General features: G+C 71.4%; 21 protein-coding genes. 7 read left to right on the plus strand and 14 right to left on the minus strand.

Features of this window, described 5'->3' with window-relative positions; translation table 11 throughout:
* The first annotated feature begins 18 nt into the window (after window positions 1-18).
* The gene (locus ADK66_RS27205) at window positions 19-969 is read left to right on the plus strand and encodes a diacylglycerol kinase family protein (protein WP_053660282.1); all 951 of its coding nucleotides are present in this window, start codon (window positions 19-21) and stop codon (window positions 967-969) included.
* Window positions 970-1,418: 449 nt separating this feature from the next.
* Window positions 1,419-1,676, plus strand: coding sequence for a WhiB family transcriptional regulator (locus ADK66_RS27210; RefSeq protein WP_007072794.1), 258 nt, complete (start codon window positions 1,419-1,421; stop codon window positions 1,674-1,676).
* Window positions 1,677-1,743: 67 nt separating this feature from the next.
* Here the strand turns inward: ADK66_RS27210 and ADK66_RS27215 are convergent, their stop codons facing one another.
* Genes ADK66_RS27215 through ADK66_RS27225 form a run of 4 tightly spaced genes read right to left on the minus strand, consistent with a single transcriptional unit; the run spans window position 1,744 to window position 5,157 of the window.
* Window positions 1,744-2,496 (minus strand): sirohydrochlorin chelatase, encoded by a 753-nt coding sequence (locus ADK66_RS27215; protein WP_053660592.1) that lies wholly within the window; start codon window positions 2,494-2,496, stop codon window positions 1,744-1,746.
* A gap of 32 nt (window positions 2,497-2,528) precedes the next feature.
* Entirely contained in the window at window positions 2,529-3,290 is a 762-nt protein-coding gene (locus ADK66_RS27220; RefSeq protein ID WP_053660284.1) for a phosphoadenylyl-sulfate reductase, read from the minus strand.
* The gene (locus tag ADK66_RS32025) at window positions 3,287-3,448 is read right to left on the minus strand and encodes a hypothetical protein (protein ID WP_167942873.1); all 162 of its coding nucleotides are present in this window, start codon (window positions 3,446-3,448) and stop codon (window positions 3,287-3,289) included. Before ADK66_RS32025 ends, ADK66_RS27220 begins: the two co-directional genes overlap by 4 nt.
* Window positions 3,445-5,157: a nitrite/sulfite reductase gene (locus ADK66_RS27225; RefSeq protein ID WP_053660594.1), complete on the minus strand. Its 1,713-nt coding sequence runs from the start codon at window positions 5,155-5,157 to the stop codon at window positions 3,445-3,447. Before ADK66_RS27225 ends, ADK66_RS32025 begins: the two co-directional genes overlap by 4 nt.
* Window positions 5,158-5,619: 462 nt before the next feature.
* On the opposite strand from ADK66_RS27225, the gene ADK66_RS27230 reads away from it, so the two are divergent.
* On the plus strand, window positions 5,620-7,191 hold the full coding sequence (locus ADK66_RS27230; protein ID WP_157552989.1) for a glycosyltransferase family 39 protein: 1,572 nt from the start codon (window positions 5,620-5,622) through the stop codon (window positions 7,189-7,191).
* Window positions 7,192-7,223: 32 nt separating this feature from the next.
* Here the strand turns inward: ADK66_RS27230 and ADK66_RS27235 are convergent, their stop codons facing one another.
* Both ADK66_RS27235 and ADK66_RS27240 read right to left on the minus strand, forming a co-directional pair.
* A complete protein-coding gene (locus tag ADK66_RS27235; protein WP_053660288.1) occupies window positions 7,224-8,801 on the minus strand; it encodes a PAS domain-containing sensor histidine kinase in 1,578 nt (525 codons plus the stop codon).
* A 25-nt stretch (window positions 8,802-8,826) separates the two neighbouring features.
* On the minus strand, window positions 8,827-9,858 hold the full coding sequence (locus tag ADK66_RS27240; RefSeq protein ID WP_053660290.1) for an SIS domain-containing protein: 1,032 nt from the start codon (window positions 9,856-9,858) through the stop codon (window positions 8,827-8,829).
* 181 nt (window positions 9,859-10,039) lie between these two features.
* On the opposite strand from ADK66_RS27240, the gene ADK66_RS27245 reads away from it, so the two are divergent.
* Window positions 10,040-11,878, plus strand: coding sequence for a tetratricopeptide repeat protein (locus ADK66_RS27245; RefSeq protein WP_053660291.1), 1,839 nt, complete (start codon window positions 10,040-10,042; stop codon window positions 11,876-11,878).
* Between the two features lie 112 nt (window positions 11,879-11,990).
* Here the strand turns inward: ADK66_RS27245 and ADK66_RS27250 are convergent, their stop codons facing one another.
* On the minus strand, window positions 11,991-13,568 hold the full coding sequence (locus ADK66_RS27250) for an MDR family MFS transporter (RefSeq protein ID WP_053660292.1): 1,578 nt from the start codon (window positions 13,566-13,568) through the stop codon (window positions 11,991-11,993).
* A 109-nt stretch (window positions 13,569-13,677) separates the two neighbouring features.
* On the opposite strand from ADK66_RS27250, the gene ADK66_RS27255 reads away from it, so the two are divergent.
* Window positions 13,678-14,298 (plus strand): TetR/AcrR family transcriptional regulator, encoded by a 621-nt coding sequence (locus tag ADK66_RS27255; protein ID WP_197281650.1) that lies wholly within the window; start codon window positions 13,678-13,680, stop codon window positions 14,296-14,298.
* Window positions 14,299-14,308: 10 nt separating this feature from the next.
* Here the strand turns inward: ADK66_RS27255 and ADK66_RS27260 are convergent, their stop codons facing one another.
* Together ADK66_RS27260 and ADK66_RS27265 are read right to left on the minus strand one after the other, a co-directional pair.
* A complete protein-coding gene (locus ADK66_RS27260; RefSeq protein WP_053660293.1) occupies window positions 14,309-14,818 on the minus strand; it encodes a GNAT family N-acetyltransferase in 510 nt (169 codons plus the stop codon).
* Complete coding sequence (locus tag ADK66_RS27265; protein ID WP_197281651.1) at window positions 14,815-15,036, minus strand: biotin/lipoyl-binding carrier protein; 222 nt, start codon at window positions 15,034-15,036, stop codon at window positions 14,815-14,817. Before ADK66_RS27265 ends, ADK66_RS27260 begins: the two co-directional genes overlap by 4 nt.
* A gap of 221 nt (window positions 15,037-15,257) precedes the next feature.
* On the opposite strand from ADK66_RS27265, the gene ADK66_RS32790 reads away from it, so the two are divergent.
* Window positions 15,258-15,332: a 50S ribosomal protein bL37 gene (locus ADK66_RS32790; protein ID WP_369814844.1), complete on the plus strand. Its 75-nt coding sequence runs from the start codon at window positions 15,258-15,260 to the stop codon at window positions 15,330-15,332.
* A 152-nt stretch (window positions 15,333-15,484) separates the two neighbouring features.
* On the opposite strand, the gene rsrA is transcribed toward ADK66_RS32790, so the two are convergent.
* From rsrA to ADK66_RS27295, 5 genes are all read right to left on the minus strand, one after another.
* On the minus strand, window positions 15,485-15,772 hold the full coding sequence (rsrA, locus tag ADK66_RS27275; RefSeq protein ID WP_053660297.1) for a mycothiol system anti-sigma-R factor: 288 nt from the start codon (window positions 15,770-15,772) through the stop codon (window positions 15,485-15,487).
* Between the two features lies 1 nt (window position 15,773).
* The gene (locus tag ADK66_RS27280; RefSeq protein ID WP_053660300.1) at window positions 15,774-16,616 is read right to left on the minus strand and encodes a sigma-70 family RNA polymerase sigma factor; all 843 of its coding nucleotides are present in this window, start codon (window positions 16,614-16,616) and stop codon (window positions 15,774-15,776) included.
* A gap of 227 nt (window positions 16,617-16,843) precedes the next feature.
* The gene (locus ADK66_RS27285; RefSeq protein WP_053660302.1) at window positions 16,844-17,461 is read right to left on the minus strand and encodes an alpha/beta family hydrolase; all 618 of its coding nucleotides are present in this window, start codon (window positions 17,459-17,461) and stop codon (window positions 16,844-16,846) included.
* A 53-nt stretch (window positions 17,462-17,514) separates the two neighbouring features.
* A complete protein-coding gene (locus ADK66_RS27290; RefSeq protein ID WP_053660304.1) occupies window positions 17,515-17,907 on the minus strand; it encodes a WhiB family transcriptional regulator in 393 nt (130 codons plus the stop codon).
* 198 nt (window positions 17,908-18,105) lie between these two features.
* A complete protein-coding gene (locus ADK66_RS27295) occupies window positions 18,106-18,816 on the minus strand; it encodes an SOS response-associated peptidase (RefSeq protein WP_053660306.1) in 711 nt (236 codons plus the stop codon).
* A 101-nt stretch (window positions 18,817-18,917) separates the two neighbouring features.
* On the opposite strand from ADK66_RS27295, the gene aroA reads away from it, so the two are divergent.
* Window positions 18,918-20,219 (plus strand): 3-phosphoshikimate 1-carboxyvinyltransferase, encoded by a 1,302-nt coding sequence (gene aroA, locus ADK66_RS27300; protein WP_053660308.1) that lies wholly within the window; start codon window positions 18,918-18,920, stop codon window positions 20,217-20,219.
* The last annotated feature ends 99 nt before the right edge of the window (window positions 20,220-20,318 follow it).

Raw genomic sequence — 20,318 nt, forward strand, 5'->3', positions numbered from 1 at the left:
GAAGGTACAGTGCCGCCCATGCGGGCCGTCCTGGTGGTCAATCCGAAGGCCACCACTACCAGCGAACGCAGCCGGGACGTGCTTGTCCGAGCGCTGCGCAGCGAAGTCGACCTCAGTGTGCGCTACACCCGCCGCCGCGGGCACGGCATGACGCTGGCGCGTGAGGCCGCCGCCGAGGGGGTCGGCCTCGTCGTCACCCTCGGTGGCGACGGCACGGTGAACGAGGTGGTGAACGGCCTCATGGCGGCCGAACCACCAGCGGGTCCGCCGGGTGCTTCGATGGCCGACCGGCTGCCCGCGCTGGCCACCGTTCCGGGCGGCTCGACAAACGTGTTCGCCCGCGCGTTGGGCCTGCCCCGGGAGTGGCCGGAGGCGACCAGCATGATCCTCGAAGGACTGCGCCTGGGCCGGCAGCGGACGGTCGGGCTGGGTCTCGCCGACGACCGCTACTTCACCTTCTGCGCCGGGTTCGGGCTGGACGCCGCCGTGATCCATCGGGTGGAGCAGGCTCGACGGCGGGGGCGCGTCTCCACGCCGGGGCTCTACCTTCGCTCGATCATGAACCAGTATTTCCTCGCCTCGGACCGGCGGCATCCGGCCATCAGCCTGGAGCGCCCCGGTGAGCCGGTGGAGGACGAGCTGGCGACAGTCATCATCCAGAACACGGCCCCGTGGACGTACCTGGGTGAGCGGGAAGTCAACCCGAACCCGGACGCGTCGTTCGACCTCGGGCTGGATGTACTGGCACTGCGTCAGCTCCGTGTGGCTAGCACAACACGGACAGTGACTCAATTCCTGTCCCGGAAGCCGGATCGCACCGGCCGACAGGTGTTACGACTGCATGACACTGCGGAGTTCACGCTGCTCTCCAGCCGTCCCCAGGCGTTCCAGCTGGACGGCGACTATCTTGGCGAGCGGGAGAAAGTCAGATTCACATCCATTCCCGCCGCACTGAGAGTAATCTACTAGGTCTCGGGTACTGCCCTAGGTCGACGCGGGCCACCGCAACCGCGACGGCGGCCACCGCCACACCGAGGGGCAGGTGCCGGAAATGTCAGCAATGTCACGCGGACTGTACTATATTGATCCACGACTGTGGCACGGCGGGTAACCAGGAAGGTGCTGGAACCCGGACAAATGTGTTGTGGGCTTGCTCACCGCACGGAGTTTTTCCGAGCGTCACCCTTGACATCACGAGTGTTCGTGAAAGTATTCACAAGCGAACTTGAGTTACCGGGACATTGCGCGGATACGCTCGGCAGGCCGAGCTGTTCCAGCAGGTCCCCGGACTAACTGCCTGCTCACGCATTGCCGAATGGCCAGACGCGAACAGTCACCATCGGCATTGCGTATGCATATAGGGAAAAGCACTACCAGCAATACATTGCCACCCATCCAGAATGAGGAGTGTTGCCGCCATGGACTGGCGTCACCATGCTGTCTGCCGCGACGAGGACCCGGAGCTGTTCTTCCCGATTGGGACGTCCGGACCGGCTCTCCTGCAGGTCGAGCAGGCCAAGGCCGTCTGCAGGCGCTGCTCCGTGACCGACCAGTGCCTGCAGTGGGCGCTCGAGTCGGGTCAGGACGCCGGCGTCTGGGGCGGGATGAGCGAAGAGGAACGGCGGGCCGTCAAGCGGCGCGGCGGCCTCCGGGTGCTGCGCGCTCACTCCGCCTGATTTCCCAACGACAAAAGCTGTACGCCCCAGCGGGTCCGCCCGATGGGGCGTACAGCTTTTTGACCCGTCAGACAGTTGGCGATAGGCCACTGTGTTCATCGACCCGTCGCAATACCAAACCGGCCAACTCCGGGGCGTCGGTCAACGGGGTGGCCACCGTCACCGCACCGGCCGCCAGAGCCGCCTTGGCCACCGCGTCGTAGAACAGGCCGGGCGCCAGGAAGTACGCGGCGACCGCCACCCGGCTGGCACCGGCCTCCCGCAGCCGCGACACCGCCGCATCTGTCGCCGGTGGAGCCGCCGAGGCGTACGACACACGGCAGGGCATCCCGAAATCCGCGCTGAGCGCGTCCGCCACCCGCCCCACCGAGCCACGCGCCCGCGCGTCCCTGGTGCCGGCGGCGGCCAGCACCAGCGCGTCGAAACGGCCCGGACCCACTTGACCGAGCCGACGGCGCAATCCGGCCAGCAGCAACGGATCCACAGCCCCGCCCGCGGGGCCGAGCACGTCGGTCACGCGGACCGCGAGGGTGGGCGCCGCCCGCGTCGCGGCGGCGACGGCCGCGGGGATGTCCACCCGGCGGTGGTACGCGGCGGTCAGCAGCAGCGGCACCACCACCGCGCGCCGGTGACCGGCCGCAGCCAGCCCTCGCAACACCTCGGTCGGACCGGGCTCGGTGTGGTCCAGCCAGCTCGACAGGACCTGAAGGCCGGGCCGGGCCGCCGACACCGCCCGGGCCAGCGCTCGGGTGGCCTCGGCGGCTCGTGGATCACGGCTGCCGTGGGCGACAAGCACCACGGGCGGCGCCCCGCCGGCCAGTGTCGCGCCGGTCGGGGTCGCCGAAACGGAGGTCAGACGTGCAGCCCGCACTCGGTCTTCTCGAACATGGCCCACCGGCCGGCCCGTGGGTCCTCACCGGCCTTGGTACGCCGGGTGCACGGCCAGCAGCCGATCGACCCGTACCCCTGCTTGAACAGCTCGTTGACCGGGACGTTGAAGCGGGCGATGTAGGAATCCACATCCGCCTGCGACCAGGCCGCGATCGGGTTGACCTTTACCTTTCCGCGCCGCGAGTCGAAGGTCACGACCGGAGTGTTGGCGCGCGTCGGCGACTCGTCCCGGCGCAGACCGGCGGCCCAGGCGTCGTACCCGGACAGGGCGCGCTCCAACGGCTCCACCTTGCGCAGCTGGCAGCAGTCGTCCGGTGACTTGTTGAACAGTCGCGGGCCGTACTGACCGTCCTGCTGGCCCACTGTGAGCCGGGGCCGGATCGACCTGACGTTCACCGGTAGCGTCCGGGCCACCTCGTCGCGCACCCGGAGCGTCTCCGGGAAATGCAGGCCGGTGTCGAGGAAGACCACGTCCACGCCCGGGGCGACCCGGGACACCAGGTGAGCCAGCACGGCGTCCGCCATCGAGCTGGTCACACAGAACCGGTCGCCGAAGGTCTGCGCCGCCCAGCGGGCGATCTCCAACGCCGGGGCGCCCTCCAGATCCCGAGCGGCCTGCTCGGCGAGCGTGCGCAACTCCTCAGGGCTACGACGGGTCGGGTCGGCCGGCGTCGGCCCGCCGGGGCCGACAAGGCCCAGGCCGGCGGCGGAGACGAGGCTCATCGGGTCACCGCCCGCGACAGCAGGCCGGTGAACTTCACCGCGAAGACCCGGGTGCAGGCGTGGCACTCCCAGGCGCCGTGCCCCGACTCGTGCGGCCGCAGGTCTTCCTCGCCGCAGTACGGGCAGTACAGAGGTGCCGCTCGGTTCTCGCTGCTCACCGCAGTTCCTCCTCGTCGACTCTGATCACCCAGTTGGCGAAAGTCTCGCCAGTGCTCCGACCAGCCAGGTAGCGGCGAGCCAGCCGTTCCACGTACTCCGGAAGCTCGTCGGCGGTGGTCTTCAGACCCCGCAGCTTGCGGCCGAACCCGGCGGTCTGCCCCTGCGCCATGCCCAGGCCGCCGCCCAGGTGCACCTGGAAGCCCTCCACCTGCCGGCCGTCCGGGCCGACCACCAGCTGCCCCTTGAGGCCGATGTCGGCCACCTGCGTACGCGCGCACGCGTTCGGGCAGCCGTTGATGTGGATCGAGATGTCGGCGTCGAAGTCGCGCAGCCGCTGTTCCAGCCGGGCCACCAGCTCCTCGCCGCGGGCCTTGGTCTCGACGATTGCCAATTTGCAGTACTCGATGCCGGTGCACGCCATGGTGCCGCGCCGCCAGGCCGACGGCCGCGCCTCCAGGCCGATCCCGCGCAGGGCGTCGACAAGCGACTCCGTCCGCTCCGACGGCACGTCGAGCACCAGCAGCTTCTGGTACGGGGTGAGCCGCACCCGGTCGCTGCCGTGCGCCTCGACGACGTCGGCCAGTTGGGCGAGCTGCCCGCCGGACACCCGCCCGACCACCGGGGCGGCACCCACGTAGTGCCGCCCGTCGGCCTGCTCGTGCACGCCCACGTGATCGACCGGCTTCGACGGCAGAACGGGCGCCGGACCGTCGAGCAGCGTGCGACCCAGGTATTCCTTCTCCAGCACCTCGCGGAAGCGCTCCACGCCCCAGTCGGCCACCAGGAACTTCAGCCGGGCCCGGTTACGCAGCCGGCGGTAGCCGTAGTCGCGGAAGATCCCCACCACCCCGGCCCACACGTCCGGCACCTCGGCCAGCGGCACCCAGACGCCGAGGCGCTGGGCGAGCATCGGATTTGTGGAGAGCCCGCCGCCGACCCAGACGTCGAAGCCCGGGCCGTGCTCGGGGTGGTCGACGCCGAGGAAGGCGATGTCGTTCGACTCGTACGGGGTGTCGACAAGCCAGGAGATCGACGTCTTGAACTTGCGGGGCAGGTTGGAGAACTGCTTGTCACCGACGTACCGGGAGACGATCTCGTCGATCGCCGGGGTCGGGTCGAGCACCTCCTCGCGGGCCACACCGGCGACCGGGCTGCCCAGCACGATCCGGGGGCAGTCGCCGCACGCCTCGGTGGTCTGGAGACCGACCGACTCCAGCCGACGCCAGATCTCCGGCATGTCCTCGACCCGGATCCAGTGGTACTGGATGTTCTGCCTGTCGGTGATGTCGGCGGTGTCCCGGGCGAACTCCCGCGAGATGTCCGCGATCACCCGCAGTTGCGCCAGGCTGAGCTGCCCGCCGTCGATGCGGACCCGGAGCATGAAGAACTCGTCCTCCAGCTCGTGCGGCTCCAGCACTGCGGTGCGCCCACCGTCGATGCCGGCCTTGCGCTGCGTGTAGAGGCCCCACCAGCGGAACCGGCCACGCAGGTCCTGCGGGTCGATGGAGGCGAAGCCGCGGTGCGCGTAGATGGTCTCGATGCGGGCCCGGACGTTGAGCGGGTCGTCGTCCTTCTTGATGCGCTCGTTGGGGTTGAGCGGCTCGCGGTGGCCGAGCGCCCACTGACCCTCACCCCGGGGCTTGCGCGGCGCCCGGGCCGGGCGTGCCGTCGAATCTCCGGAACGGGCCGGGATGCTGCTGACCGCCATCGCGGCGTCCTCCGTTGTCTGCTGTGCCTCGGGGTACGCGGGCGCGACGGCCGGCCCGGCGAGCGGGCGGGACAACGGTGTCTGAGACAGCCGGCGCGGAGCGCGCCCGAGACAGATGGGTCGGGCGTCGTCAGTAGGCCGGACAGATCGCGCTGCGCACGCGGCCGTAATCGACGTGGCGGCGAGCCACGAAGCGGCGGACGACAGCGGCGGTCATGGGCTCATGCTGCCACACCCGATGGGGGCCGGCCAATGTCCGCGTGTGGGATCCCACATCACGGACCGAGACGCCTCCACTACCCCGCGATCTTGCACTTACTGACGCGACATAAGAGGCGCTCCACTCATATCGGCGACCGAAAGTGCAAGATCGACGCGGGTTGGTGGGGCGACATCGGCGTGGCTGTTGCGGGCTGAGCTCGTGGGGCGGTTGCGCGTGGCAGGCTCGAGGCTGTGGGCGGATTGTCCGAGGAGTCGACCAAGGGCCTACCGGTCTGGCTTCCTCCGGCGCTGCTGACCCTGGCGGTGACAGTGACGGGGCTGGGGTCGGCGCAGCTCTGGCGCGACGAGCTGGCCACCTGGAGCGCCGCCACCCGGTCCCCCGGCGAGCTGGCTCGGCTGGCGGGCACCATCGACGCCGCCACCGGCCCGTACTACCTGCTGATGCACGGCTGGGTCGCTGTCTTCGGTGACTCCACGGTCGCCCTGCGCGTGCCAGCCGTCCTGGCGATGACTGTCGCCGCCGGGCTGCTCGCCGTACTCGGGGAGCGGTTGGTCGACAGGCGCACAGGTCTCTTCGCCGGGCTGCTGTTCGCTGTGCTTCCCGGCACCTCCCGCTACGGTCAGGAAGCCCGCCCGTACGCCCTGGCCACCGCGCTCGCGGTGCTCGCGACCCTGCTGCTTGTGACAGCGCTGCGACGGCCGGGCTGGGCACGGTGGGCCGGGTACGCCGCAGCCGTGGCCGCCCTCGGGCTCACCCACCTGATAGCGCTCACCCTGCTGGCCGCGCACGCGTTGGTCGTGCTGATCACCTGGTGGAGAGGCCCCGCCGCAGCCGGCATCGCCGCACCGGTCGCCGGGCCCGCGCCGGACTGCAGGCCGGCACCGGTCGCCGCGCCCGCGCCGGGCGGCGAGCCGGTACCGGTCGGCAGGCCGCCCGGGGTGATCGGAGGACCCGGCGGTCGGGACCGACGGCTGTGGCGGTGGGTGGTGGCCCTGGTGCCGGCCGCGCTGGTGGTGACTCCCCTGCTGCTGCGCGCCCGCACGCAACGCTCCCGGCAGTTGAGCTGGGTCGCCCCGGCCCGGCTGGACGACCTGAGCGCGCTGCCCGGTGGGGTGGCCCAGAGCAGCGTGGTGGGTGGCCTGGTGGTCGGGGTCGCCGCGCTCGGGGCGGCCCGGCTCGGGCGGCGCGCCCTGCTGCCGGTGAGCGCGCTGCTCCTGCCCGTCGCGCTGCTCTTCGCCGCCGGTGCGGTCGTACCGCTGTGGGTGCCTCGGTACCTGGTCTTCGTGGTGCCCTTCGCCTGCCTGCTGGCCGGCGCGGCGCTGGCCGGCGTGTCCGCGCCGGCCGCGCTGGCCGTGGTGGTCGTGACCGGCCTGCTCGGCCTGCCCGATCAGACCGCGCTGCGGCGCACCCACGAGTGGCCCCGCAGCGCCCCGGTGGACTACGCGGGGGCGGCACGGGTGATCGCCGACGGCCAGCGGCCGGGCGACGCGGTGGTCTACTCACCCCGGGACAGTTGGCTGTTCCTCGATCTGGGCATCGGGTACCACCTCGACGACCCACCACGGGACGTCCTGGTCACCGAGGACGAGGTCCGTCGCGGCGACCTCTGGGCGGCCGAGTGCGCGCAGCCGGCGCAGTGCCTCGACGGCACGTCACGGGTCTGGCTGGTCGTCGCCGGGCGGCGTGCCGAGCCCCTGGCCGGCATACAGGGCCCCAAGGGCGACGCGCTGCGCGCGGACTTCACAGTCGCGCAGGTCTGGCAACGCCCCGGCCTGACCGTCGCCCTCCTGACCCGCCGCACAGCCTCCTGACCCGCCGCACAGCCCCTGGACGCCGCTCGGCGTCAGACCTGTGAGCGCCCGTCGGGGGCGCTGCGGGCCAGCGGGACGACAAGCAACGCCTCGGTGCCTCCGTTGGCGCCGGCCCGGAGCTCGATGGTGCCGCGCAGTTCCCCGGTGACCAGGGCCCGGACGATCTGGAGGCCGAGCCGGCTGGCGCGCTCCGCGTCGAAGTCCGGCGGCAGCCCGCGCCCGTTGTCGGTCACCGACACGTGCAGCATCTTGCGGAACCGGTGCGCCGAAACCACCACCTCCGGCCGCCCGGACACGTCGGCGGTCGACACCCCGGCGGGACCGGCGTCGGTCTCGTCGGCGGTCTCGTCGGCCGGCGGGAAGCCGTGCTCGACAGCGTTGAGCAGCAGTTCGTTGAGGACCATCACCAGTGAGGTGGCGATCTCCGCCGGCAGCACGCCGAAGCTGCCCTGGCGGCGCATGCCGACGCTCACCTCGGTGGCGGCGACCTCGGTGGCGGCGCTGGCCACGCGGTCGACGATGCCGTCGAACTCGACCGCCTCGTCGCTGGACATGGACAGCGTCTCGTGCACCAGAGCGATCGAGGCGACCCGGCGGACCGACTCCTCCAGGGCGACACGCGCCTCGGGCATGGCTACCCGGCGAGCCTGCAACCGCAACAGCGCGGCGACAGTCTGGAGGTTGTTCTTCACCCGGTGGTGGATCTCCCGGATGGTGGCGTCCTTGGTGATCAGCGCCCGGTCCCGGCGGCGTACCTCGGTGATGTCCCGGACCAGCACGAGCGCCCCGATCGGCACCCCGGCGGGCATCAGCGGCAGCGCGCGGGTCAGCATCGTGGCCCCACGGGCGTCGATCTCCCGCCGGGGCGGTGCCTCGCCGCGTAGTGCGGCCAGGATGCCGTTCGCGGCTTCGGTGCCGTCGAGCGGGTCGCCGGCCAGTCGCCGGTGCAGCACGGCCAGGTCCTCGCCCACCAGGTGGGAGGCGTAGCCCAACCGCCGGTACGCGGACTGGGCGTTCGGGCTGGCGTAGGTCACCTTCCCGCCGGCGTCCAGCCGGACGAGACCGTCACCGACGCGCGGCGCGGAGGTGGTCTCCCCCGGGTGCCGGGGCGGCGGGAAGGTGCCGTCCGCGATCATCTGGGCCAGGTCGTCGGCCGTTGTCAGGTAGTTGAGTTCCAACTGGCTGGGCGTACGCGCGGTGGAAAGGTTGGTGTCCCGGCCCACCACGGCGATCACGTCGCCGGCCTCACCCTCGGCGGTACGCAGCCGGACCGGGATCGCCTCGTGACGAGCCGGTACGTCGCCGTACCAGACCGGGTCGCCCTCCCGCCAGATCCGCCCCTGGGAGTACGCGACCCCCAGATGCGCCACCTCGGGCCCGCCGATGATCCGCCCCACCTGGTCGTCCTGGTACGCGGTGGGAGCGGTCGTCGGACGGACCTGGGCGACGCAGAGGAACGTGCCATCGGCGTCGACCGGCACCCAGAGCAGCAGGTCAGCGAAGGACAGGTCGGACAGCAGCTGCCAGTCGCCGGCGATCCGGTGCAGGTGGTCGATGTCGGCCGGTCGGAGATGGGTGTGCTCCTCGGCGAGGTCGCGCAACGTGGACACGGTGACCAGCCTGCCACGCCGCGCCTCACATCGTCGCGGTGACCTTCTTCAACCCGCGCGGCGCGTCCGGATCCTCTCCCCGGGCCAGCGCCAACGACAACGCCAACCGCTGCAGCGGCAGGATGTCCAGCAGCGGCGCGTACCGCTCGTCGACCTCGGGGACGGCGAGCCGGGTGGCGCCCGGCACGTCGGCGGAGCCGACCACCACGACATCCGCGCGGCGCTCACCGAGGCGGGGCAGCACCTCACCCATCGACCGGCCGCCAGGGCCGGACCCGACCACGGCGAGCACCGGGACCTCCGGGTCGGTCATCGCGAGCGGGCCGTGCAGCAGGTCGGCGCCGGAGAACGCGAGCGCCGGCAGGTACGAGGTCTCCATCAGCTTCAGCGCGGCCTCGCGGGCGGTCGGGTACGCGTACCCGCGGCCGGTGGTGACCAGTTGCTGCGCGAACCGGTAGCGCGGTGCGAGCTGGGCCGGGGTGTCGTCGGCGAGGGTCCGGGCGGCCAGTTCGGGCAGCGCGGCGAGCGCCTCCCGTTCGGCGGCCGGGAGCACGCCGTCGCCGGCCCGGATGCCCTCCACAAGCATGAGCAGGGCGAGCAGCTCGGCGGTGTACGTCTTGGTGGCGGCGACCGCCCGCTCGTGCCCGGCGGCGATGTCGATGCTCAGCTCGGCCGTCTCGGTCAGCGGCGAACCGGGGGCGTTCGTCACAGCGAGGGTGAGCGCACCGGAGGCGCGTGCGGCGCGCAGCACCTCGCTCAGGTCGGGTGAGCCGCCGCTCTGGCTGACGCCGACGACGAGCGCGTCGGACAGGTCGGGGCGGGCGCCGAACAGGGTGACCGCGCTCGGCGACGCGAGCCCGGCGGGCAGGCCGAGCCGGATCTCGGTCAGGTACGCCCCGTAGAGGGCAGCGTGGTCGGAGGTGCCCCGGGCGGTGAAGACCACGTGTCGTGGACGCCGCTCGGCGACCACTGCCGCGACCCGGGCGATCGCCTCGGCGTTGACGGTGGAGAGCAGGCGCTCGTAGCCGTCCGGCTGCTCATCGATGTCGGCGGTCATCCCGGCCCCTGCACGTGTCACGAACACTCCCCTCATGCGCGGTTGCCGCGCGTTTCCTGCTCAGTCTTGCACGTTTGCTTCGGTCAGAGCAATTGATCGAGCATGAGTGCGCAGGTGATCACCTAAACTCCTCAATATCAACTACGCTGTGCGGGCTGTTTCGCTGCGACGAGAGGACGACGTGCCCGAGGGAAGGGACGACCCCGCGCTTTCCGCGACGGAGGAGCTGGCCCTGGCCCGGCTGGCACTTGACGAGGGCGACCTACGCCACGCCGCCGACCACCTCGCCAGCGCGCTGGCGCGGGCACCCACGCTGCCCGAAGTACACGAAACGCTGGCCCGGCTGGCCGCGGCCGACGGCGGCGGGCTCGACCTCTTTCCGATCACCCACCACACCTTCGTCGGCGCCGTCGTGGCCCGGGCACACCTGCTTGCCGCCGCCGGCCGCCCCGCGGAAGGGCTGGAACTGCTGGCCGCCGCCACCGGCCACGCACCCGGGGCACAGTGGGCCGGCGTGCCGTGGGTGACCGCGTCCGAACTGGTCGAGCGGCTGGACCCGGAGCACATCGCCCGGGTCCTCATGCAGGTCTGCGCCGCGCTGCCCGACCCGGTGCCCCGCGCCGGCCGGAACGCCCTCAGCCCCTACCTCACGCTGGCCCGCAACGCCGCCACCGTCCACCCGGAGCACGGCCTTCTGCTGGGCGCGGCGTCCGCGCTGGCCCGGCGGCTCGGCGAGGTCCCGCTGGCGATCCGCTGGGCCAGCCGAGGAGTACGGTTCCAGCCGTCGAAGATGGGCGAGGTCTGGCTCGGGTACGCGTACCGCAGCGCGGGCCGGACCCGCGACGCCCTCGCCGCGCTATACCGGGCCGTCGAGTTGGACCCCGACGACCTGGCCATCTACGCCGACATCGCGGGCACCCTGGCCGACACCGGCCGGCTCGACGAGGCGCTGGAATGGACCGAGCGGGCGCTGGCCCGCGACCCGTCGTTCGACTGCGCTGTGCACACGGCGCACCGCCTGCGGCACCTGCGCGACGGCGACCTGTCCCACCTCGTCGCGCTCGCCGACTTCATCCGTGACCACCCGGACGACAGTCACGAGCACGGCGACCTCGCCCAGTGCTGCCGGGGCCGCCCCTGGCTCGGACAGTTGACACCGGCCGGCGGTCCGCTCGTCGACGCGCTGCGCCAGGCGGTCGCCGACGACGACAACGGTCTCGGCAGCGCCGTACGCCTCACGGCGGTAGCCCCGCCGAGCGCCCTGCGGACGGCCACGTCGGTGGCGCCCGGGCTGCGGATCGAGGTGACGGGCACACCGGAGCCCGACCCGCGCGAGCCCCGGCGGGCGTCCGCCCAGCGGCTGTGGAACTTCGCGGAGAACGTACCGACGCCAGCCGTGCCGGCACCCTCGGCGGCGGCGGTCGAGCGCATCGGCCAGGTGGCCCATCCGGCCTGGCCCCATCCACCGGCCGCCTACGACGCGGCGGTGGGCCTGGCCGGGCTCGATGTCGGCGACCTGCTCGGGCTGCTTGTGCACCCGCCAGCGGCACCGGCCAACGCGCTGGGCCGGCTGCTGGCCGCCCAGGACCCGTCGATCTGGGTACGCGGTGTGCAGGTGTGGGCCTGCCTGGGCCTGCTGCACCACCGCACCGACGAGCCGTGGGAGGAGTCGACAAGGCGTCGGGTGCTGCTGGACCTCGTCTGGGGCGTGGAGGACTGGGTCACCGAGGCCGCGATGTTCGCCCTGGTCACCGCCGCGTGGGTGGATCCCGACGTACGGCCGGACGTGGCAGGGGTGGTCGCTGAGCGACTGGCCGACGTGGCAGCCGTGACCCAGGCCCGGCCGGTGCCGATAGCGGTTTCACTTGCCCACCTGGCGCTGGCCGCCCCGGAGTTGGACGCCGAAACGGCGTCGCTGGCAACCAAACTGATAGGCGACCTGGCCACCCCGCAGCTCCCGCGCCCCCGCAATCCGCTACGCCGCCTCTGGCAACGCCTGGTAACCCACCGCCGCCGCTAGCTCCCCCGCACCCGTCCCCCCTCGCGATCTTGCACTTGCTGTCGCCGACTTGCCGGGAGTGCGGTTTTTGTCGGGGCACAAAGTGCAAGATCGCGAGGGCATGAGGGCGCGGTTACGCGACTGGGGCTTTGCCGAGGGCTGCCTCGGCTTCTTCCTCGGGAGTGGCCTGCGGCGCCTCGTTGGCGGTACGCAGCGGGATCTCCTTGATGAACCAGGCGAGCACCGGAATCACGACGGTGAACAGCACCGCCCAGAGGAACACGTGTGAGATCGCGTCGGCGAGGCCGCCGAGCACCAACTCACGCGCCTGGGCGGGCAACTCCCTGAGCTTCGCGATGTCCATACCGCCGCCGGCCTCACCACCGAAGGCCGCGCCCGCGCCGGAGTCGGCGAGCCGACTGGCGAAGATCGCGCCGAACAGCGAAATGCCGAACGAGCCGCCGATCGACCGGAAGAAGGTGGCCGCGCCGCTGGCCGCGCCGAGGTCCTTCTGCTCCACGCTGTTCTGCGCGATAAGCATGGAAGTCTGCATGAGGAAGCCCATGCCGGCGCCCAGCACGACCATGTACAGCGAGGACTGCAACTTGCTGGTGTCGGTGTCGAGCATGGCCAACAGCCCCATGCCCGTGGCCATCACCACGCCACCGATGATCGGGTACGCCCGGTACCTGCCGGTCTTCGTGATCGCCCGCCCGACGACAAGCGAGACGACGAGCATGCCGAACATCAGCGGCAGCAGCAGCAGACCACTGTTCGTCGCCGAGGCGCCCTGCACGGTCTGCTGATAGAGCGGCAGGAAGTTCATCGCGCCGAACATCGCGAACCCCAGCAGGAAACCGATGAGCGAGATCAGTGCGAAGTTGCGGTTGGCGAAGAGCGCCAGCGGGAGGATCGGCTCCGGCACCCGGCGCTCGACCAGGCCGAACGCCACAAGCGCCACGAGCCCCAGCGCGGCCAGGCCGAGGATCTGCGGCGAGGTCCAGTCGTACTCGTTGCCGCCCCAGGTGGTGATCAGCACGATCGAGGTGATGCCGACCGAGAGCAGCCCGGCGCCGAACCAGTCGATCCGGTGCTCGGTGCGGTACTTCGGCAGGTGCATCGTGGTGATCAGCAGAACCAGTGCCACGCCGCCCAGCGGCAGGTTGACGTAGAACGCCCAGCGCCAGGAGAGGTGGTCGGTGATGAAGCCGCCGACAAGCGGGCCGGCGACCATGGCGATGGCCATGATGCCCGCGATCATGCCCTGGTAGCGCCCACGCTCGCGGGGCGGAACCAGGTCACCGATGATCGCCATCACGCCGACCATGAGGCCGCCGGCGCCGAGGCCCTGCACGGCCCGGAAGGCGATGAGCTGCACCATGCCGTCCTGCGGGCCGCCCAGCATCGCGGAGCCGGCCATGCCGCAGAGGGCCGAGCCGAGCAGGAAGATGCCGACCGAGGTCAGGAAGACCGACTTGCGGCCGTACAGGTCACCGAGCTTTCCCCAGATCGGGGTCGAGACGGTGGTGCCCAGGACGTACGCGGTGACGACCCAGGTGAAGTGGTTGAGGCCGCCGAACTCACCGACGATCCTCGGGAGCGCGGTGCTGACGATCATGTTGTCGAGCATCGCGAGCATCATCGCGATCATCAGCCCGAATAAGACGACCCGGACGTTGGGTCGTGCGCTGGTCTCGGTCCCGTGGCTCATCGGTAAGCTCCCCCGAAGTGCTCGCCTAACTTACTTGCCGACCGGTCAGTCAGCTTACTAGCCGGACGGTAAGTTGGGTGCCAGCTAGGGTCAAGTGATTTGGAGAGACATGGTGAGGGAGAGCACAGGCGGCACCCGCGAACGCATCAAGGCCGTCGCGTTGGAGCTCTTCACCGAGCAGGGGTACGAGAAGACGTCGCTGCGCGAGATCGCCGAGCGCCTCAACGTCACAAAGGCCGCGCTCTACTACCACTTCAAGAGCAAGGACGACATCGTCGCCAGCTTCGTCGAGGAGCGGCTGGAGCGGATGGACGCGCTGATCGCCTGGGCCGATGAGCAGCCCGCGACCCTCGACACCCGGCGCGAGCTGATCTCCCGGTACGCCGACACGATGTTCGGCGGCGAGCAGCCGTCGGTGATGCGTTTCTTCGAGCAGAACCAGACAGTGCTGAAGAGCGTTGCCGCCGGCCAGCAGCTGCGGAGCCGGATGATGCGTCTGGCCTACGCGCTCTGCCGGGGCGACGACTCCCCCACCGCCCAACTGCGCGCGGCGCTGTCGCTGTTCGCGGTGCACAGCAGTTGGTTCGCGGTCCGTACGCCGGACATCACCAACGACGAGCGCCGACGGATCGCCCTGGAAGTCGCCGACGAACTGCTGGCCAGCATCAGCGAACAACCCGACCCGGGCGCGGCCCAGCAAGCGACCCGCAGCACTGAACCGCCCGGTTAGAGCGGGTGAATCAGCTGCGGCGGAGATCGAGGCGCAGGCCGAGAAGGTCGACGCCCGGCAGCGGCGACCAGTCCTTCTCGGGCACCCGGACGAAGCCCAGCCGCTCGTAGAGCCGATGCGCCGGTGCGGCCATCCCGGCGCGTACGCAGATCAGGACCGCCGTGCAGCCCAACTCGGTCGCACGGTCGACGCACGCCTGAGCCAGCACCGCGCCGACACCACGGCCCTGGGCCGCCGGGTCGACAGCCAGCATGCGGAATTCCGCCTCGCCCGGCCCGGCCAACTCGGCGAAGCGGGTCCCCGGAAGCACGAACGTCACCGAGCCGAGCACCGCACCCGTCGCCTCGTCCACGGCGACCAGCACCTCGCCGCTGTCCGCCCGGGTCGACACGTCGGCAAGCACATCGCCGTACCCGTGCTCGCCCTTGAGCTGCCCGTCCGCCTCGTACGCGGCCACTGTCAGTCGGGCCACCGCCGGGAAGTCGGACGCCTCGGCGGGCCGGACCCGCAGGCCGGTCAACCGATCACCGCGATGAGATCGCCGTCCTGCACGACGTCGCCCTCGTTGACGGCGAGCTGCTGGACCACACCGTCGGACTCGGCGATGACGGGGATCTCCATCTTCATCGACTCGAGGATCACCAGGGTGTCGCCCTCGGCGACCGTGTCGCCCGTCGACGCGACGACCTTCCAGACGTTCGCCACCATCTCGGCGCGGATCTCCTCGGCCATGTCCACGGCCCTCCCTTTTCGCGATGTGCCTGCCGACGTATCCAATCACGGGAGGGTCTGGCGTGGGTGTCGAGCGGCGCTGCCCGCATGCCGGACAGCCCCGGGGGAAGGCCCCGGAGGTCGACCGCACTACCATCAGCGGGTCGGACCCTACGCCGGGCGGCCGGTGGGTGCACCGGCGCGAGGCCGCGCGCGACACGGATCCGACCCATCACGAGGAGGTCAGCATGGCGAAGAAGTCCCGCAAGAAGAAGGCCCGCAAGAAGAGCGCCGCGAACCACGGCAAGCGTCCCAACTCCTGAACGTGCCGACGGGTCGACGGCCCGTCGTCGGTCAGACCAACCCGGCGGACGCCGGGTATGCCGGTGGCCCGGGTCGATATCGACCCGGGCCACCGCTTTACGTTCGATCCGGTACGCCGACCACTGGTCGGCCGGTCCGGTAGGGCCGACGGTCAGTCGGCCAGCTCGCGGGAGTCGGTGGTCTCGAAGACCACCAGCTCGGTGAGCTTCACGCGCAGCCGCTCCCGCAACTGGTCCGGGGCGGTCTCGTTGCCGCAGCACCGAGCCACCAGCGCCCGCACCTCCTGCTCCAGGCCGTACTCGCGCAGGCATGGTCCGCACTCGTCGAGGTGGTGCCGGATCAGCAGGCGCCGCTCGTCGGCGCACTCCAGATCCAGGTAGAGGTAGACCTCCGCGAGCACCTCACGGCAGTCCGTCTCGTGTGGCTTCCCACAGCTCACGTCACACCTCCCGGCCGGCAGCGGCGGCGGTCGAGCCCTTCGCGGACCGGGCCGAGCTGAAGCCCCGCTCCGCGGCGTACTGCTCGAGCAGCTTGCGCAGATTACGACGGCCCCGGTGCAGACGCGACATCACGGTGCCGATCGGCGTGCCCATGATGTCGGCGACCTCCTTGTACGAGAAGCCCTCGACGTCGGTCAGGTAGACAGCCAGGCGGAACTCCTCCGGCAACTGCTGGAGGGCCTCCTTGACGTCGCTGTCCGGCAGCCGGTCCAGTGCCTCGGTCTCGGCTGAGCGCAGACCGCTGGACGTGTGCGACTCGGCCTCGGCGAGCTGCCAGTCGGTGATCTCCTCCGTGGGCGCCTGGATCGGTTGGCGCTGCCGCTTGCGGTAGGAGTTGATGTAGGTGTTGGTCAGGATCCGGTAGAGCCAGGCCTTCAGGTTGGTGCCCTGCTCGAACTGGTGGAAGGCCGCGTACGCCTTCAGGTATGTCTCCTGGACCAGGTCTTCGGCATCCGCCGGGTTGCGCGTCATGCGCAGCCCAGCAGCGTAGAGCTGATCGACGAAAGGCATCGCGTCCCGTTCGAACCGGGCCCTGCGCTCGTCCGTCTTCTCGGTGGTCAACCGCACATCCCCTCGCGTCGGATGCTTTCCCGCCGAGGATACGCGCACGGACGTGCCCGCAGATTCACTTCCGGCTGGTGTGCCCGTGCTCACCGCCCTCACACCGCCCGGCCCCACACCGCCCGGCCTCGCGGTCGCGGGCCAGGCCGGAGCATCCAGCAGCCGCTTGAGCTGCTTGGCGTCCCGCTCGTCCCGTTCCAGGCTTCGTGTCTCGGTCGGCACCGGTCACCCCCCTCGCAAAAGTCGTCCGGGGGTAGTAACGCGATAGGGAAGCTGTCGCATTCCATCGTGCTCTCCCGTTCCTGGTCCCGGCCCCGGCGACGGCCGGCGCTGGGACCAGGAAGGGCCTGGGAGGACTGGCGTCGCCCGCTCGAACCGGGCCGGCGGCACCATCGAGAGCAACGAACCGCGCCGGGCACCGGAAACGGCCGACCCCCACGAGCCACAGCTCAGTCGGCTGTCCAGCCGTGGGCACGCAGCCAGTCCCGCACGGCGGCAGCGGTGCCGGCAGGGTCCCGCCGCAGGTCGTGCGTCTCACCTGGCCGGGTCACCACCTGCACGGCCGGCCCCGACTCGGGCACCCCGAACGGATCCCGGTCGCCGTTGACCACAAGCGTCGGCAGCCCGGTGTCGAGTTCGGCAGCCCGGGAGCGTTCCGGCCGGCCCGGCGGGTGCAGCGGAAAGGCAAGCGCCAGCACTCCGGCCGCACCCACGGCATGAGCCGTGCGACAGGCCACCCGGGCACCGCTGGACCGACCGCCCACCAGCAGCGTCGGCACGTCGGCGTGGCGGTGACGCACCGCGGCGAGAACGACCGTCCACGCCTCGTCGAGGTGCCCGGCGGGGGCCGGCGCACGCCGGCCGGCGACCCGGTAGGGCTGGGTCACCCGGACCACCGTGAGGCCGGCCGAGACCGCGGCGTCGCGCACCGCGAGCAGGTCGGGTGCGTCGACGCTGCCGCCCGCGCCGTGCCCGAGCACCAGCAGGCTGGTGATCGGGCGGTCCGGCACGTCCGTGTCGATCCGCGCCGGACCGCGTGGGGTGTCGATCTCTTCGCTGGGCAGCACCGACCCATTCTGCGCCGTTCCGACCCGTCACCGGGATCGGAACGCGCCGGTGGTCAGCTCAGCGGCACCAGCGTGAGCAGGCGGTCCCGCACCGGCGGGCCGGCGTCGTCGAGGGCGTCCGGATCCGGCTCGACCTCGCCCCGCCAGGCGACAAGCATCGCCCGCCGTTCGCGGGGCGTGGTGGCACCCCACACCCCGTGGCAGTCACCCACCTCCAGCGCCCACGCCAGACAGGACCCCTGCACATCGCAGCTGCGACAGAGTGCGACGGCGGCGTCCGCCGGCTCGTTGGGCGCCGGAAAGAACGTCTCCGGATCCACACTCTGGCATGTCCCTCTGGTGCGCCACGCGTCGTCTTGTCGTCGTTCCCGCAAGGCCCGCAGCAGTCGCGGATCCTGCCGCGCCGCGGCCACCTCGTGCGGGCGTGGCATACGCGCCCGTGTCATTCCACCCACCTCCCCCGTGGGACCGGCAAGATCGGTGGATGCCATCCGCCCCGTGCGAATACGACAGCCACTACCGGCGCTGTGTTGTATCGCACTTCTGGTGATCGGGACAAGTGGCTGCCGGGAACCTGACTGAACTGATGGGCGACGAATCGATCGGAAACCTGGCAAATCGGCGCTTGGCGATGTGTGCCGGCTTCAGAACAGAGTCAGCTCCTGCGGTGCCAGCGCCGACCCGACGGCCACCCGGGCGGTCAAACCGGGCCCGTCGTTGCGAACGTCACCCACCGCCGGCCCAACCGGACGGACCTCCAGCGCGCCCAACTGCCCTGCCGACGGAGGGGCCAGCAGTTGCTCCGGCTCGTCGCTCGACGACAGCCACGACGACCAACGCTCCGGCGGCAGAAGCAGCGGCATCCGGTCATGCACCTCGGCCAACTCGCCGAGCGCCGCGGTGGTCAGCACGCTGAAGGTGAGCCGGGAATCAGCCCCGGACTCCCACACCGACCAGATGCCAGCCAGGGCGAGCACCGAGCCGTCGGCGGGTGTCATGTAGTACGCCTGCCGCCCGCCCTCCGGCAGGCGTACCCACTCGTACCAGCCGTCGGCCGGGACGAGGCAGCGGCGGCGGGCGAACGCAGGGGCGTACGCCCGGCTGCTGGCCACCGTCTCGGACCGCGCGTTGATCATGCGGGCCGCGCCGGCCGCGGACCGGGACCAGTGCGGCAGAAAACCCCAACGCCCCACGCAGAGACTGCGGTGCCCTTCCGGGGTCATCCGGACCAACGGCACCGGGTCGGTGGGGGCGACATTGTGATCCGGCTGGACCCGGCCCTCGGTGTCGTCGGACGACTCGAACAGCGCGCTCAGCTCACCGGCGCCACGGGTCGTCGCGTACCTGCCGCACATGCGCCAACGCTAGCCTGTCGATGGCCCGCCGGCTGTCCCGCCAACCGGGAGTACGACCGCTGGTCGGTGCCGACGGCCGGTTGACACGGCAGAATGTAACCGTGGGGAATCTGACCGCCACCCGGCCACCGCAGCCGTGGAGCGCACCGACCGCATCCGACCCGGTGGCGGCCACGCTGCGCCTGCCCGGTTCCAAGTCGCTCACCGCACGGGCCCTGGTGCTCAGCGCGCTGGCCGCCGGCCCGTCGACGCTGGCCGGGCCGTTGCGTGCCCGGGACACCGAGTTGATGGCGGCCGGTCTGCGCGCCATGGGCACGTACGTGTCGATGAGCGACGACGAGCGCTGGCTGGTCCGTCCGCACCCGCTGAGCGGGCCGGCGCACGTCGACGTGGGGCTGGCCGGCACTGTGATGCGGTTCGTGCCGCCGGTGGCGGGGCTGGCCGACGGACAGGTCACCTTCGACGGCGACCCACACGCCCGGACCCGGCCGCTCGGTCCACTGATCGAGGCGCTGCGCTCGCTGGGAGTCCGGATCGACGTCACCGGCACGGGCAGCCTGCCGCTCACCGTGCAGGGCTCCGGTGGGGTCACCGGCGGCGAGGTGGTGATCGACGCGTCCGCGTCCAGCCAGTTGGTCTCCGGTCTGCTGCTGGCCGCCCCCCGCTTCGACAGTGGTCTCGTGGTGCGCCACGTCGGCCCGCCGGTGCCCTCCGCGCCGCACCTGCGGATGACGGTGCAGATGCTGCGGGCCGCCGGCGCGGCCGTCGACGACACCACACCCGACGTGTGGACCGTCGAGCCCGGCCCCCTCACCGGGCGCGGCTGGGAGATCGAGCCGGACCTCTCCGGCGCGGTGCCGTTCTTCGCCGCAGCCCTCGTCACCGGCGGTGAGGTCACCCTCCAGGGCTGGCCGCACAACAGCGCGCAGCCGATCGAGCAGCTCCGTTCGCTGCTGCACCAGATGGGTGGCGAGGTCAGCCTCTCCACCAACGGGCTGACCGTCCGGGGCACCGGCGTGGTGCACGGCCTGACCGCCGACCTGTCCGACGTCAGCGAGCTGACCCCCGTGCTCACCGCGCTGGCCATGCTCGCCGACTCGCCGTCGGTCTTCACAGGGGTCGGGCACATCCGCGGCCACGAGACCGACCGCCTCGCCGCCCTGGCGCAGGAGTTCGCCGCGCTCGGGGCAGACATCACCGAGGCGCCGGACGGGTTGTCGATCCGGCCCCGGCCGCTGCGCGGTGGCACCTTCCGCACCTACCACGACCACCGCATGGCGCACGCCGCCGCGGTGGCCGGTCTCGCCGTGCCGGGCATCGAGGTCGACGACGTCGGGTGTACCTCAAAGACCATGCCGGAGTTCCCGGCACTATGGTCAGCGATGGTGACCGGCAAGAACTGAGGCGAGAAGAGGACAGGTCCTGGCGACCAGACGGCGGGAGTACGACGAGGACGACGTACGGGTCCGGCCCGGAAAGTCGTCGCGCCCGCGTACGCGCAC

The sequence above is a fragment of the Micromonospora sp. NRRL B-16802 genome (genome assembly GCF_001279555.1).
Classification (GTDB): Bacteria; Actinomycetota; Actinomycetes; order Mycobacteriales; family Micromonosporaceae; genus Micromonospora; species Micromonospora profundi.